A 14,769-nucleotide genomic window follows, 5' to 3' on the forward strand; every position below is an offset into this window, starting at 1 on the left:
CCGAGCCTGTCATTGTTCGCCGAGCTTCATGCTCGGATCGTAGTCCTTGCCGTGCACGGTCTTCACCACGGCCTGCCCGCAATGCATCTGGTTGGTCGCGGCATTGAAGGACAGGCTCGGCGCGCCGTGCAACTCCCAGCCCTTGTTGAGCGCATCGGTGACACGATGGCAAAAGGCCGCGTCGTCCGGGCCGGTAAGGAAACGATAGACTTTCATGCTGTCCTGCCTTCTCTTGCTTCGATGACCTGAGCCTTGGCGAGAAGCCGCTCGGCCTGTTCCAGATGCAGCCGCTCGACCATGCGGCCGTCAAGGTTGATGACGTTGAGGTCGACCGTCGCCGGATCGGCAAAGGCGGCGACGATCGTCTTCGCCTCGGCCAGCGCCTGAGGCGAAAAGCCGAAATGCCGGTTGGCGCCGTCGATCTGCGCCGGATGGATCAGCATCTTGCCGTCAAAACCCATGGCGTGGCCTTGCGCGCATTCCGCCTCGTAGGCGTCCAGCGCCTTGAATTCGTTCGACACGCTGTCGATCGCGTCGAGGCCGTAGGCGCGGGCGGCCAGGATCACCTGCATCAGGAACGGCACGAGATAGGTCCGTCCCGGCTCGGGTGCCACGCCGGTCTCCTTGCGCAGATCGTTCAGCCCGACGACGAAGCAATCGAGCAGGCCGCCGGCGGTCCGCCCCGAGCCGGCGATCGCCGCGGCGTTCAACACCCCGCGCGGCGTCTCGATCATCGCCCAGATCCTGAGACTTTCCGTCGCATCCGACTCGGCCAGAAGATCGGCGACATGCTGGATATCGTCCGGCGCGTCCACCTTGGGCAAGAGCACCGCATCCGGCCGGCAGGCGATGACGGCCGCCATGTCGTCGGCGAAGAATTCCGTCTCGAGCCCGTTCACCCGGATGATCGCCTCACGGCCCTGAAGCGGCGTCTCGGCGAAGAAACGCTTGAGATTCTCCCGCGCTTCGGCCTTTTTCTCCGGCGCGACCGAATCCTCGAGATCGAAAATGACGGCATCGCAGGCAAGGCCATGCGTCTTTTCGAGCGCCCGTACATTGATCGCCGGAACGCTGAGGACCGAGCGGCGCAGCCGCGCCGGATGATGGGAATTGATCGCTTTCATGGCCATGAGTTCTGCCAATCTTTGCGCGCCCACGCAAGGCGACATTTGCCGGAAGGCCCTTGCATTTCGAGGGGAGAAGGACCACCTTGGCAGACGAGAAAGGATATCCATCATGCAGAATTTCCGTTCCCTCGCCATTGCCGCCGCCGGTATCGTCGTGCTGGCCATCGCCGCCGTCTTCACCGTCTCGCTGACGCTGATCGCCGGGGCCGTGCTGACGCTGACCCTTGCCGCCCGCATGCTGACCTTGCGGCCGAAGAAGGCTCCGGTTTATGCAAGGGCGAAGACTCAAGGCCAGGCCCGCGAGATTCGCGTATGGAACGACGGCCGCGGCACGATCATCGATCTTTGAGGCGAACCGCCGGCAGGCCCGGAAAAACTGACGCTTCGGCGTCCGAGCGTACCCGTTTGACCAATATAGGCCTTCAAATCCGCGCTATTTTCCTCTAAGGGCTGCTGGAATTCGCCAATTGCATTCCGAAGGCAGGTCTGATGGAAAAGTTCACAAAGCTCACCGGCGTCGCAGCACCGCTTCCGGTCGTCAACGTCGACACCGACATGATCATCCCGAAGGACTATCTGAAGACCATCAAGCGCACCGGTCTCGGCCAGGGCCTGTTCGCCGAGGCGCGCTACAAGGAAGACGGCTCGGAAAACCCCGATTTCGTCCTCAACAAGCCGGCCTATCGCAATGCCCAGATCCTCGTTGCCGGCGACAATTTCGGCTGCGGCTCCTCGCGCGAGCACGCCCCCTGGGCGCTTCTCGACTTCGGCATCCGTTGCGTGATCTCCACCTCGTTTGCCGACATCTTCTACAACAACTGCTTCAAGAACGGCATCCTGCCGATCGTCGTCAGCCCGGAAGATCTGGACAAGCTGATGGACGACGCCAATCGCGGCTCCAATGCCGTTCTGTCGGTTGACCTTGAATCGCAGGAAATCACCGGTCCGGACGGCGGTCGCATCAAGTTCGACATCGACGCCTTCAAGCGCCACTGCCTGCTGAACGGCCTCGACGACATCGGCCTCACGCTGGAAAAGGCCGCAAGCATCGCCGCCTTCGAAAAGACCAACGCCCAGACCCATCCCTGGGCCTGATCGAATGTTGACCGGCGCGACGATGGCTTGCCCGTCTTCGCGCCGAAAACACCCGCTACGGCTGCCTCCCACCGTACCGTTCTGCCGCTGAGTGTCCTTGAAATGCGGGTTTTTGCCCGATAGAAGGCGGCAACTCTTTTCCAAAGCCAGGGAGGCTTCCCATGACACAGCGCAATCTCTTCCTTCTGCCCGGCGACGGCATCGGCCCCGAAGCCATGGGCGAGGTCCGCAAGATCATCGCCTACATGAACGCCGAGCAGGGCGCAGGCTTCGAAACCGACGAAGGTCTGGTCGGCGGATCGGCCTACGACGCCCACGGCGCGGCGATCTCCGAAGGCGACATGGCCAAGGCGATGAATGCCGATGCCGTGCTGTTCGGCGCCGTCGGCGGCCCGAAATGGGACGACGTGCCTTACGAGGTTCGCCCCGAAGCCGGCCTGCTGCGCCTGCGCAAGGATCTCGAACTGTTCGCCAACCTGCGCCCGGCGATCTGCTATCCGGCGCTGGCCTCCGCTTCCTCGTTGAAGCCGGAACTGGTCGAAGGCCTCGACATCCTGATCGTGCGCGAACTGACCGGCGGCGTCTATTTCGGCGAGCCGAAGACCATCACCGATCTCGGCAACGGCCAGAAGCGCGCGATCGACACCCAGGTCTACGACACCTACGAGATCGAGCGCATCGCCTCGGTCGCCTTCGAACTGGCGCGTACCCGCAAGAACCGCGTCTGCTCGATGGAAAAGCGCAACGTCATGAAGTCGGGCGTGTTGTGGAACCAGGTGGTCACCGAAACCCACAAGGCCAAGTATCCGGACGTCCAGCTCGAGCATATGCTCGCCGATGCCGGCGGCATGCAACTCGTTCGTGCGCCAAAACAGTTCGACGTCATCGTCACCGACAACCTGTTCGGCGACATGCTCTCCGACGTCGCGGCCATGCTGACCGGCTCGCTCGGCATGCTGCCCTCGGCCTCGCTCGGCGCCCCGGATGCCAAGACCGGCAAGCGCAAGGCGCTCTACGAGCCGGTGCACGGTTCGGCCCCGGACATCGCCGGCAAGGGCATCGCCAACCCCATCGCCATGATCGCCTCCTTCGCCATGTGCCTTCGCTACTCCTTCAACATGGTGAAGGAAGCCGACAACCTGGAAAAGGCGATCGCCGCCGTGCTCGACAAGGGCATCCGCACCGCCGACATCATGAGCGACGGCGCAACCAAGGTCGGCACCACCGAAATGGGCGACGCCATCCTCGCCGAGTTCAAGGCGCTGTCGGCCTGACGGGCACTTGCATTTGAAAGCCGCGGCAACCATCTTGCCGCGGCTGCATGCCGTTCGTGGAAGCCGTTCCGGCCTGTCCTTCGCCCGGCAAGCTGGAATGAAGCGGAAGGCGATACGTGAGCGGCATCGACAAGATCAGAACCTGGCTGAAGCGGCGCCGTGACCACAACCGTCACCCGCCTGCGCCGCACTACTGGCAGATCTTCGCCATCGTCGCCGCCAATCTGGTCATCCTGTCCTTCCTCATCTTCGACGAGGCGGTCGGCGCCTCGCGCCACCGGGACATCTTCACCCGCTCGCTCGGCCGGATGATCACGGAGTTCGGCAGTTCGGGCTGGATCCTGATGGCCTCGGCCATGCTGGCGCTTACGGGATTCGCCTCGTGGCGGCTGTCGCGCGGCGCAAGGCAGCGCTTCCGCGCCCTCTATCTCGGCCAGATCGGTGCCTATGCCTTCCTCGCCGTGGCGCTCTCCGGCATCCTCGCCAATCTCATCAAGCGGGTCATCGGGCGCGCCCGCCCGCCCCAGTTCGAGGACTGGGGGGCGTTCGGCTTCTCCGCCTTCAGCGGTTCGAAATTCGAGAGCTTTCCCTCCGGTCATGCGACCACGGTGGGCGCCATCTTCATGGTGCTGATCCTGCTTCTGCCGCGCTACCGGCTTGCCTTCATGCTTTTGGCATTGTGGATGGGTTTCAGCCGCGTCATGGTCGGTGCGCATTATCCGAGCGACGTCATTGCCGGGCTGTCCTTCGGCGCCTGGTTCACGCTGCTGCTCGCCAATGTCTTTGCCCGCTACCGCCTGGTCTTCATGCCCGACGCCAAGGGCTGGCCGGTGCCACGGCTGGCGCCCTTGCATCGATCCCCCACCCTCTGAACCACACCGCCTCCGTCGGCTAGAAAGCGCAACGCTTCATCACAACTGCGTGAGAAGACGGCGGCAAGCCGGCATTTGCCATGCGCGTGTCGAACCGGATGCCCATCTTCCCCGTAGTACCTTTTGAACGTGCCGCATTCGGAACCCTTGCCTTTGGGAAACTTCGTCCTACGCGCGATGGAACCCGAATGGCTCTTGCCCGTTCATGCATGAGTGCCGGGACAACACCCATCCTGATCGTACCGCCGATGGAGAAACCGATGAAAGCCATGTCCGCCGACAGACACATCATCCGATTTGCGATGGCCCAACCCTATCTGGAGCGCCAGGAGGAACTGGATCTCGCCAACCGCTGGAAGGACGACAACGATCAGGATGCGCGCAACCGCATCGCCCACGCCCACATGCGCCTGGTGATCGCCATGGCCTCGAAGTTCCGCGGCTTCGGCCTGCCGCTCAACGACCTGATCCAGGAAGGTTATATCGGCCTGCTGGAGGCGGCGGCCCGGTTCGAGCCGGCCCGCGAGGTGCGTTTCTCCACCTATGCCGGCTGGTGGATTCGCGCCTCCATGCAGGATTATATCCTGCGCAACTGGTCGATCGTGCGCGGCGGCACGAGTTCGTCGCAAAAGGCGCTGTTCTTCAACCTGCGCCGCCTGCGCGCCAAGCTCGCTCAGGGCGACAATCGGCTGAGCGACCAGGCCATTCACCAGGAGATCGCCTCGGCGCTCGGCGTCAGCCTGGCCGATGTCCAGTCGATGGATGCCCGGCTCTCGGGCAATGACGCCTCGCTGCAGGCGCCGATCAAGGGCCGCGACGGCGATGGCAGCGAACAGCTGGAAATGCTGGAAAGCGAGGACCTTCCGCCGGACGAGCAGGTGAGCGGCATCATCGACGGAGAACGCTGGCGCGGCTGGCTGAACAACGCCATGACCGAACTCAACGACCGGGAAAACCGCATCATCAAGGCCCGCCGCCTGAGCGAGGACGGCGCGACGCTGGAAGAACTGGGCGCCGAACTCGGCATCTCGAAGGAACGCGTGCGCCAGATCGAGACCCGGGCCCTGGAAAAACTGAAGACCGCGCTCACCCATTACGGCCCGAAGCCGGAGCAGGTCCGCGAAATGGCCTTCTGAGGCCCGCATCGCAATGCCGAAGGGCCGGTTTATCCGGCCCTTTTCTCATTCCGAGATGATCTTGACCTTGGCACCCGGAGACACTGTCGATGTCGGCCCGAGCGCATTGATCAGGCGAAAAAGCTCGAGCTTGCGATCCGTGCCCATCATGCGGGCCGAAAGCGTGGCGATCGTATCGCCTGGCCCCACGGTGACGACACGCACGCGCAGCGGTTTCAGCGTGGCCGCCTCCTGCGGCGTGATGCGCCTGAAGCTCGCCCGCAGTTTTTCCGCGGTCGGCTCCAGCACCGCGCTGCCCTTGGGCACCGCCGTCAGGAAGCGGAAGATCTGCGGACCGATGCGGATGACGGTGATGTCGAAATCCCAGCGCTCGGCCGAGGCGCGCGCCGTGGCCGCCTCCAGCCCGTTGACGGTGATCTCGCGGATCGTTTCCGGCAGGAGCCCCGTCACCCAGCCACTGGAGATGTAATTCGCCAGGCTGCGACGCTCGGCATCGGCCACGCCGTCGAAGCGGATCGCCACATCGCCGGGTCCGGTGGCCAGCACCGCCTCCACCTTGTTGTCGATCTGGAACCCCTCCGGCACCTCGAAGCGGATGCCCAGGCTTCCATGCAGGAAGGTCTGGCCGCGGACATAGCCCTCCTGCGGACTGTCGCCGTAGAGCAAGCCGTCAATGCCCCTGAGATAGTATTCCCGTCCCGATTCGCCATACGTGCCTTCCGGCCCGAAGGCCCGTGCGTGGCGGCGCGCCAGTTCGACGCGCTGCGGCGCGTTCGGATGGCTCGACAGGAAGTCCAGGCTCTGGTCGGCGTCGGGATCGACCGAGGTGAAATGGCTGTAGCGCGCCATCGAATCGAGGAAACGGGCCGCCGCGTAAGGATCGTAGCGGGCCTCGCCAAGCGTGCGCACGCCGATCACGTCGGCCTGCAGTTCCTGCTGCCGGGAAAAGGCCGCGAGGCGAAGCTTGCCGCGCGCCAGCGCCTGCTTGCCGGCCAGATCGCTCGACAGAACTTCGGCGACGACCCGGCTGGCAATGACTTCCGCCTCCTCGCGGCGCTGCCGCTCGATCCCGTGGTTTGCGGTCACATGGGCCATCTCATGGCTGAGCACCGCCGCAACTTCCGATGCGTCATTGGCCAGCGCCAGAAGGCCGCGCGTCACGTAGAGATAGCCGCCGGGCAGGGCAAAGGCATTGATCGCCGGGGAATTGAGAATGGTGATGCGATAGGACTGGTTCGGGTTTTCCGAAACCGCCGTCAGCGCGCCGGTGATCCGGGCCACCAGCTTCTCGGTCTTGTCGTCGTGATATTCGCCGCCATAGCTTGCCACGATCCGCGGATGTTCGCGCGCGCCCATCTGGGCACGCGGGTCGTCCTTCTGCACCTCGTCGACGATCTGCGGATTGTCGGAAGGACCGACGGTCGGCACATAGGCCTGCTCGAACAGCGTCTGGCACGAACTGAGCGCCAGCGACGCGGCAAGCATCGCGACGACCCCGCGCGCGGCGCCGGAACGGCGGCGCAGTCGCATCCGATCGACCGGCAATTGGTCCTTACCGCCCATGACGTACATCCTGCACCGACACCAACGCGCTTCCGAACCCCCTTTTGAAATGCTCGACCCTTCCGCGCAACCGGAAACCGTTCCGGACGACGAAACCTCGCTTCAGTGTGGCCCTTTTAACATCATTCTTTAGATATGGATAAAATTGCATGAGGAAAAAGGGGGAAGCTGAATTGGAAGCAATGAAAGGATAAACTGGCCGACAGGAACCGCGCATGCGACATGCCATTGCTGCACGTCCAAAATAAGGCATGGCTCGGCGCCCGCGGCGAATTGGCCCTAACGATGGCCGAGGAATTCGGCGAGCGAGGCGGGGCCCTCCGCGGCGAAAAACGCCGCCTTTGGCGCACCAAGGACAATGCGCCCGCCCTCGAGGAACAGCACGTCGTTCGCCAGCCGCTCCACCTCCTGCGGATCATGGCTGACGATGACGATCGTGTGACCCGTCTCGCGGTGCAGTTCGAGAAGCAGATCGGCCATGACAGTGCGCAAACCGGGATCGAGCGCGGCAAAGGGCTCGTCCAGCAGCATGACCGGCTTGCGCCGCACCAGGGCGCGGGCAAAGGCCGCCCGTTGCCGTTCGCCACCCGAAAGCGTCGCCGGCAGCCGTTTCTCGAAGCCGCCGAGCCCGACGCGCGAAAGCGCTCGCGACACGGCCTGTCGGTCCGCCGGCTTCAGCCTCAGCGCCGGATCGATGCCGAGCCCGATATTGGTGAAGAGGTCGAGATGGGCAAAGAGATTATTGTCCTGGAACACCAGCGAGACGGGCCGGTAGGCCGGCAAAAGCCGGCTCACCTCCTCGCCTGCGATCAGCACGCGCCCATGATCCGGCTGCTCGAAGCCGGCGATCAGGTTGAGCAGCGTCGACTTGCCTGAACCCGACGGCCCGGCAATCGCGGTGATCGCCCCTTGCGCGATGGCGCAATCGAAATGGAAATCGGCCGAGCCGAGCCGGAGCGAGACATTGTCGAGAACGATGGCGCCTTGTCTTTCAGCCGGCATAGGGGCTCTCCTTCTTCGAAAGCCCGGGCGTCCCCGCCAGCGCCAGCAGCAGGCAGACCAGACCGAGAATGAGCGCCAGCCCGTCCGCATCCTGGCTGCGATAGGCGCCCATCCGGCTGTAGATCAGCCAGGGCAGGGTGACAAGATTCTCCGAACCGAACAGCGCCACCGCGCCGAGATCGCCGAGCGACAGCGCCATGGCAAAGGACAGCGCCGTCAGGATCGGCCGGTGCAGCACCGGCCAGTCGATCAGGCGAAACCGCGCCAGACCGATAATGCCGAGACTGTCGGCCAGCCGGGCGGTGCGCCGGCGGTGCTCCTCGAAAGCGGGCGAAAGGACCCGCATGGCAAAGGGAAGCGCCATCAGCGCATTGATGCAGACGACAACCGCCGGGGCAAAGCGCGCGACGTCACCCTGGGCCCTCAGCACCAGGAACCAGCCCGTGCCGAGCACGGCGGTCGGCACCAGGAGCACGAGCGAGGACACGGCCGCAAGTCCGGCCGAGATCACGCCGGCAAGCGGCAGTGGGCGGCGCCCGGCGCCGAGCGCCGCCTGGGCCCGGATTGCCGCGATACCGACCACCACCGAAACGATCGCGGCCGAAAGGCCGATGGCAAGACTGGTTGCCGCGGCGTCCAGCACCGCCCCGTCCGACAGGAGCCGGCCGAGTTCGGACTTCAGGCCGGCGACGAGCACCTGCCCGAGCGGCAGGCCGAGAAAGAGCGCCGCGGCGACAATCAAGAACCCGTCGCCGATCCGGGTGGACAGCGCCCGTGCGTCGAACCGCCGTGTCGCGCCGCCGAGCGTCGCGCCGGGATCGTCGGGCGCCGGAAACAGCGCCATCGCCCCGAGGATCGCCGCCGTCACGAAGATTTGCAGGAAGGCAAGCGACACGGCACGGGCCGGCTCGAAATCGAGCCGCAGTGCCTGGTAGATCGCCACTTCGATCGTCGTCGCCGCCGGCCCGCCGCCAAGCACAAGGACCAGGGTGAAACTGGTGGCGCAGAGCATGAAGATCAGCCCGGCTATCCCCGGAATGATGCGCCAGAGCACCGGCCATTCGATGAAGCGGAAGACCGCGAAGCCTCCCATGCCGAGGCTGGCGCTGGTGCGCCAGTATTCGGCCGGGATCCGCTCCAGACCCGCCAGCATCAGTCGCGCGGCAAGCGGCATGTTGAAGAACACATGGGCGAGCAGGATGCCCGAAAGCCCGTATATGCTGAACCGCTCGGAAAGTCCGAGTGCGGTCAGACCATCATTCACCAGACCCTGGCGGCCCCAGATGCCGATGATCCCGAGCGCGCCGATCAAGACCGGCAGCCCCATGGGCACCGCCATCAGGCGGATCAGAAACTTGCGGCCGAAAAACTGCGGCTGGCGGGCGAGCGCGCGGGCCACCGGGACGGCCGCCACGACCGAGAGCAGGGTCGACAGCAAGGCCTGCTCGAGCGTGAACCACAGAACCCGGCGTACCACAGGATCGCCGGCAATCGACAGGCCGGACGTCTCGCCACCGACCGAAAGCAGCGAGACGATCGCGGTGCCGATGAAGAAGGCGATCAGGCCGAAGACGAAAAGGCCGCCGGCAATTGCCGGCAGCCTGTCGTTGCTCCGAGATCGCCGCGACAAGGCCATGCTCAGTTGAGGGTCATGGCGGCGAGCCATTCGTCGATCCAGGCCTTGCGATGCGTCGCCACCTCGTCCGGGCTCATCAGGAAGGTCTTCTCCGGCGCAACCAGCTTGCCGAAGGCGTCCGGCAGCGGCTCGGACGTCGCCGCCGCCGGCATCATCCAGTTGTTGGTGGGGATCGTGTCCTGGAAACCGGGGCTGACCATGAAGGCCATGAACTGCCGCGCCAGTTCCTTCTGCGGCGCCGTCCTCAGGATGCCGGCGACCTCGATCTGGATATAGTGGCCTTCCTCGAAGGCTGCCGCCTGGTAGCGCTCGGTCTCTTCCGCAACCATGTGATAGGCCGGCGAGGTGGTGTAGGAGAGCACCATCGGCGCCTCGCCCTTGGTGAACAGGCCATAGGCTTCGGACCAGCCCGGCGTGACGGTCAGCACGCGGGCCTTGAGCTTGGCCCAGGCTTCGTCCGCTTCATCGCCATAGACAGACTTGACCCAGAGCAGCAGGCCGAGCCCCGGCGTCGAGGTGCGCGGATCCTCGATGACGATCTTGTCCTTCGCATCGCCCTCCACCAGCTCCTTCAGGCTTTTCGGCGGCGTCTTCATCGCCTCGGTGTCGTAGACCACGGCGAAGTGGCCATAATCATAGGGCACAAACACATCGTCGGAAAAGCCGCCGGGAACCTTCACCGCGGACACGTCGATGCCGTGCGGCTCGAACTGTCCGGTGGCCTTGGCTTCCGCCACCAGATTGGTATCTAGGCCGAGTACCAGATCCGCCTTGGTGCTCTCGCCCTCCAGCTTCAGCCGGGTGAGAAGCGCCACACCGTCGGCGACGCCGACGAAATCGACCGTGCAGTCGCAGGTCTTCTCGAAGGCTTCCTTGACCTTGGGGCCGGGACCCCATTCGGAAACGAAACTCTCATAGGTGTAGATGGTCAGCGTCTTGTCTGCGGCATCGGCCATACTGGCGGAAAGCGAAAGCGCAAACAGTGCGGCAAGACCGCGGTGAAGATGGTGGTGTCGATGGGTCGACATGAAGTGCCCCTCCTTGGCATGTTGAAAATTCGGGATAGGGCGTCTTCTAGTGACACGCGTCTAATCCCTCCGCCGGTGTTAGCCGGATCAGGTTCCGCGGGTTGGCATCAAAGCCTCTCAGCCTCAGGTCCGTTTGCGGACCGAAGGCACCCCGTTAGAGCAGGAAGAGACATAACGCGCAGGCGCTCGCCTTGCAAGCCGCGGACATGGAGAGGCGGGCGATCGAGACCGCGCGACTGTCATCAGGCCGCAAACGCTTTGCCAATACATTTCTGCCAGACTGAGAGCCCGGAGAAAGCCGGATTTTAGCGGCCTCGCATGGACAAGCGCGGTAGTCATGATATCTGGTATGTCCGATACGGCGAGACAGAGACTGCATGTTCAATACGGCATCCGATACCCCGGCACCCGAGGCGCAGGCCGGCGCGCCGGCGGAGTTGAGTTTCCGCCGACAGTTGGCGATCGCCGGCGACTCCTTCTGGGCCTCGCCGGTGCGCAACCGCATCCTGCTGCTCGCCACGGCCTTGCTGGCAATCATACTGCTCACCGCCTATGGCCAGATCCTGCTCAACCGCTGGAATGCGCCTTTCTACAATTCGCTCGAGCGCCGCGACCTTGACGCCTTCATCGTCGAGCTCGGCAATTTCGGCAAGATCGCCGGCTTCCTGCTTCTCCTGAACGTCATCCAGACCTGGCTCAACCAGATGACTGCGCTCTACATGCGCGAGGGCCTCGCCCGCAACGTGGTCGACGAGTGGCTGACCGACCGGCGGGCCTACCGGTTGATGATGACCAGCCCGCTCGGCGTCAATCCGGACCAGCGCCTGCATGAGGATGCACGCAAGCTGGCCGAGATGACCACGTCGCTGTCGATCGGCCTGGTCCAGGCCACAATCCTACTGGTCAGCTTCATCGGCGTGCTCTGGCAGTTGTCGAGCGGCTTCGTCTTCCACTTCAGGGACTACAGCTTCTCGATCCCCGGCTACATGGTCTGGGGCGCCGTCGCCTATGCCGGCATCGCCTCGCTGTTCAGCCAGGTCGTCGGCTGGAAACTCACCCGGCTCAATGCCGAGCGCTATTCGAACGAAGCGGAACTGCGCTTTTCGCTGATGCGAGCCAACGAGAACCTCGAGGCGATCGCGCTGGCCGGCGGCGAGGAGACCGAGCGCCGCCACATCCACGAAAAGCTCGACGCGGTGCTTGGCTCCATCCGCGCACTCGCGAGGGCGCTCACCAATCTGACCTGGGTCACCGCCGGTTTCGGCTGGCTGGCCATCCTGGTGCCGATCCTGATCGCCGCCCCGGCCTATTTCGCCGGCACCATGACCTTCGGCGGCCTGATGATGGCGGCTGCCGCCTTCAACCAGGTGCATTCGGCGCTCCGCTGGTATGTCGACAATTTCGGCGCCATTGCCGACTGGAAAGCCGCCTTGATGCGCGTCTCGGCGCTGCGCGCCGCACTGATCGACATGGACGACGGCCCGACGGAAGGCCGCATCATTGTGTCGAGGGGCAAGCCTGGGAGCCTGACGCTCGAAGGCATAGCGATCGCCTCGCATGTCGACGGCGACTGCGAACTGGACGGATTCCGCATCAAGGAAGACAACCCGACGATTACCGTCGGCGAGCGCGTGATGATCAACGGCGACCAGGGCGTCAACCGAAAGCTGCTGTTCAATGCCATCGCCGGCCTGTGGCCCTATGGCTCCGGGCGCATCCTGCTGCCGCAGGAAGACGACATCCTGTTCGTGCCGCAGCTCGAATACCTGCCCGAGGGCAAGCTGAGAAGCGTTCTCGCCTATCCGCTCGCCTCCGCCGGCTTCACCGACGATGCGATGGTGGCGGCACTTCAGCGCGTCGGCCTCACCCGCATTGCCGGCAAGCTCGATGAGCGCGCCCGCTGGGACCGTCTGCTCGACAAGGACGAACAGATGGCGCTCGCCTTCGCCGGCCTCATCCTGCGCAAGCCGCGCTGGGTCGTGCTCAACGACGTTCTTGAAGGTCTCGAACCGGATACCGTCACCACGCTCTCCGGTGTGCTCGCCGAGCTCTCCGGCTCGACCCTGATCTATATCGGCCGCTCCGGCGCCTTCTACGACGCGCTCACGCCGAGCCTGCTGCATCTGGAACGAACGCATTGCGCGCCGCCGGACGAAATCGACAAGCCGAAGGCGTGACGCCTGCAGCCGGGCCGGGGACGACTATCCCTCCAGTTCCTCGCGCAGCATTTCCAGCTCCAGCCATTCCTCTTCCATGCGGATAAGGTCGGCGCGCAGCTTCTCCGTCTCGGCCGCGAGCTTGTTGAAGGTCGCCTGGTCCTTGGCGAAGAGGTTCGGATCGGCCATCTTCGCCTCGCGAGCGGCGATGTCCGTCTGCGTCTTCTCCATCTCCTTCGGCAGGTTCTCCAGCGCGAACTTCTGCTTGTAGGAGAGCTTGCCGCGGGCCTTGCCGCCGGTGTCGGAAGGCTTCGCAGCGCCACCGTCGGACGACTTCGCCTTCTCGGCCTTTTCAGCCTTCTTGCGGTCGTCCTCGGCGCCCTTCTTCTGCGCCAGCATGTCGGAATAGCCGCCGGCATATTCGATCCAGCGGCCATCGGGGTGCTCCGGATCGGCCGGCGCGATCGTCGAGGTCACGGTGCGGTCGAGGAAGTCGCGGTCGTGGCTGACCAGGATGACCGTGCCGGAATAGCCGGCGACGATTTCCTGCAACAGGTCGAGCGTCTCGATGTCGAGGTCGTTGGTCGGTTCGTCGAGGATCAAAAGGTTCGACGGCTTGGCCATCATCCGCGCCAGCATCAGCCGGGCGCGTTCGCCGCCGGAAAGGTTCTTGATCGGGGTGCGCGCCTGCTCCGGCTGGAACAGGAATTCCTTCATGTAGCCGGTCACGTGTTTCTGCTCGCCGTTGACGAGAAGGTTCTCGCCGCGCCCGTCGGTCAGGTAATGCGACAGCGTGTCCTCGAGGTTGAGGTCTTCGCGCTTCTGGTCGAGCACGGCGATCTCGAGATTGGTGCCGAGCTTGACCGTGCCGCTGTCGGGCGAAAGCTGGCCGGTCAGCATCCTGAGAAGCGTCGTCTTGCCGGCCCCGTTCGGGCCGATCAGGCCGATGCAGTCGCCGCGATGCACCCGGATCGAGAAGGGCGCGACGATGGTGCGATCGCCATAGGCCTTGGTGATCTTGTCCGCCTCGATCACCAGCTTGCCGCTTTCGCGGCCTTCCGTGGCGCTCGCCTGGATCGTGCCCTGCGGACCCTTGTGGCCGCGATATTCGGCTCGGAGATTCTGCAGGTTGCCGAGGCGGCGCATGTTGCGCTTGCGCCTTGCGGTCACGCCGTAGCGCAGCCAGTGCTCCTCGCGCTGGATCTCCTTGCCGAGCTTGTGCTGCTCGATCTCTTCCTCTTCCAGCACCTTGTCGCGCCATTCCTCGAAATGGCCGAAGCCGCGGTTGAGCCGGCGCGACAGGCCGCGGTCGAGCCAGACGGTGGCGGTCGACACCTTTTCCAGAAAGCGACGGTCATGCGAAATCACCACCAGCGCGCTGCGGCTCTTGGCCAACTCGCCTTCCAGCCATTCGATGGTCGGCAGGTCGAGATGGTTGGTCGGCTCGTCGAGCATCAGGATATCGGGTTCCGGCGCCATGACGCGGGCCAGCGCCGCGCGCCTGGCCTCGCCGCCCGAAAGACTTGCCGGGTCTTCCTGGCCGGACAAGCCCAGATGCTCCAGAAGATAGGTGACGCGGTACGGATCGTCGCCCGGCCCGAGCCCTGACTCGGCATAGGCTTGCACGGTCTTGTGGGCGCCGAAATCGGGCGCCTGCTCGAGATAGCGGATGGTGGCCGCCGGATGGCGGAACACCTCGCCCGACTGCGGCTCGACCATGCCGGCGGCGATCTTCATCAGCGTCGACTTGCCGGACCCGTTGCGGCCGACGAGGCAGATGCGGTCGCCCGGCTCGACCTGCAGGCCGGCGCCGTTGAGCAGCGGTGCGCCGCCGAAGGACAGCACGATGTCGTCGAGTTTGAGAATGGGTGGTGCCAAGG

The 14,769-nt window shown here is 64.5% G+C and carries 13 protein-coding genes and 1 riboswitch; of the genes, 6 read left to right on the top strand and 7 right to left on the bottom strand.

What is annotated here, in order from left to right; genetic code table 11:
- Positions 1-9: 9 nt before the first annotated feature.
- Together RHIZ70P_RS19450 and RHIZ70P_RS19455 are read right to left on the bottom strand one after the other, a co-directional pair.
- Positions 10-216 (bottom strand): DUF1737 domain-containing protein, encoded by a 207-nt coding sequence (locus tag RHIZ70P_RS19450; protein ID WP_028737317.1) that lies wholly within the window; start codon positions 214-216, stop codon positions 10-12.
- Entirely contained in the window at positions 213-1,124 is a 912-nt protein-coding gene (locus RHIZ70P_RS19455; protein ID WP_115672165.1) for an HpcH/HpaI aldolase/citrate lyase family protein, read from the bottom strand. Before RHIZ70P_RS19455 ends, RHIZ70P_RS19450 begins: the two co-directional genes overlap by 4 nt.
- A gap of 112 nt (positions 1,125-1,236) precedes the next feature.
- On the opposite strand from RHIZ70P_RS19455, the gene RHIZ70P_RS19460 reads away from it, so the two are divergent.
- The 5 genes from RHIZ70P_RS19460 to RHIZ70P_RS19480 all read left to right on the top strand — a co-directional run bounded on the left by RHIZ70P_RS19460 (position 1,237) and on the right by RHIZ70P_RS19480 (position 5,504).
- Positions 1,237-1,476, top strand: a complete 240-nt coding sequence (locus tag RHIZ70P_RS19460; RefSeq protein ID WP_115672122.1) for a hypothetical protein — start codon at positions 1,237-1,239, stop codon at positions 1,474-1,476.
- Between the two features lie 140 nt (positions 1,477-1,616).
- On the top strand, positions 1,617-2,222 hold the full coding sequence (leuD, locus tag RHIZ70P_RS19465) for a 3-isopropylmalate dehydratase small subunit (protein WP_115672123.1): 606 nt from the start codon (positions 1,617-1,619) through the stop codon (positions 2,220-2,222).
- 161 nt (positions 2,223-2,383) lie between these two features.
- Complete coding sequence (gene leuB, locus RHIZ70P_RS19470; RefSeq protein WP_115672124.1) at positions 2,384-3,496, top strand: 3-isopropylmalate dehydrogenase; 1,113 nt, start codon at positions 2,384-2,386, stop codon at positions 3,494-3,496.
- A 116-nt stretch (positions 3,497-3,612) separates the two neighbouring features.
- Positions 3,613-4,368, top strand: a complete 756-nt coding sequence (locus RHIZ70P_RS19475) for a phosphatase PAP2 family protein (protein WP_235842284.1) — start codon at positions 3,613-3,615, stop codon at positions 4,366-4,368.
- Between the two features lie 260 nt (positions 4,369-4,628).
- The gene (locus tag RHIZ70P_RS19480) at positions 4,629-5,504 is read left to right on the top strand and encodes an RNA polymerase factor sigma-32 (protein WP_115672167.1); all 876 of its coding nucleotides are present in this window, start codon (positions 4,629-4,631) and stop codon (positions 5,502-5,504) included.
- Positions 5,505-5,549: 45 nt separating this feature from the next.
- Here the strand turns inward: RHIZ70P_RS19480 and RHIZ70P_RS19485 are convergent, their stop codons facing one another.
- From RHIZ70P_RS19485 to thiB, 4 genes are all read right to left on the bottom strand, one after another.
- On the bottom strand, positions 5,550-7,034 hold the full coding sequence (locus tag RHIZ70P_RS19485) for a M48 family metalloprotease (RefSeq protein WP_115672168.1): 1,485 nt from the start codon (positions 7,032-7,034) through the stop codon (positions 5,550-5,552).
- A gap of 312 nt (positions 7,035-7,346) precedes the next feature.
- Positions 7,347-8,069: an ATP-binding cassette domain-containing protein gene (locus RHIZ70P_RS19490; RefSeq protein ID WP_115672125.1), complete on the bottom strand. Its 723-nt coding sequence runs from the start codon at positions 8,067-8,069 to the stop codon at positions 7,347-7,349.
- On the bottom strand, positions 8,059-9,705 hold the full coding sequence (gene thiP, locus RHIZ70P_RS19495) for a thiamine/thiamine pyrophosphate ABC transporter permease (protein WP_115672126.1): 1,647 nt from the start codon (positions 9,703-9,705) through the stop codon (positions 8,059-8,061). Before thiP ends, RHIZ70P_RS19490 begins: the two co-directional genes overlap by 11 nt.
- Before the next feature lie 2 nt (positions 9,706-9,707).
- Positions 9,708-10,733 carry a thiamine ABC transporter substrate binding subunit gene (gene thiB / locus RHIZ70P_RS19500; protein ID WP_115672127.1) on the bottom strand — a complete coding sequence of 342 codons (1,026 nt, stop codon included), beginning with the start codon at positions 10,731-10,733 and terminating at the stop codon, positions 9,708-9,710.
- Positions 10,734-10,780: 47 nt separating this feature from the next.
- A riboswitch (TPP riboswitch) is annotated at positions 10,781-10,897 on the bottom strand.
- Positions 10,898-11,110: 213 nt separating this feature from the next.
- On the opposite strand from thiB, the gene RHIZ70P_RS19505 reads away from it, so the two are divergent.
- Complete coding sequence (locus tag RHIZ70P_RS19505; protein ID WP_115672128.1) at positions 11,111-12,910, top strand: ABC transporter ATP-binding protein/permease; 1,800 nt, start codon at positions 11,111-11,113, stop codon at positions 12,908-12,910.
- Between the two features lie 24 nt (positions 12,911-12,934).
- Here the strand turns inward: RHIZ70P_RS19505 and RHIZ70P_RS19510 are convergent, their stop codons facing one another.
- Entirely contained in the window at positions 12,935-14,767 is a 1,833-nt protein-coding gene (locus tag RHIZ70P_RS19510; RefSeq protein ID WP_115672129.1) for an ABC-F family ATP-binding cassette domain-containing protein, read from the bottom strand.
- Between the last annotated feature and the right edge of the window lie 2 nt (positions 14,768-14,769).

It is taken from the genome of Paenirhizobium selenitireducens ATCC BAA-1503 (assembly GCF_900492185.1).
Classification (GTDB): Bacteria; Pseudomonadota; Alphaproteobacteria; order Rhizobiales; family Rhizobiaceae; genus Allorhizobium; species Allorhizobium selenitireducens_A.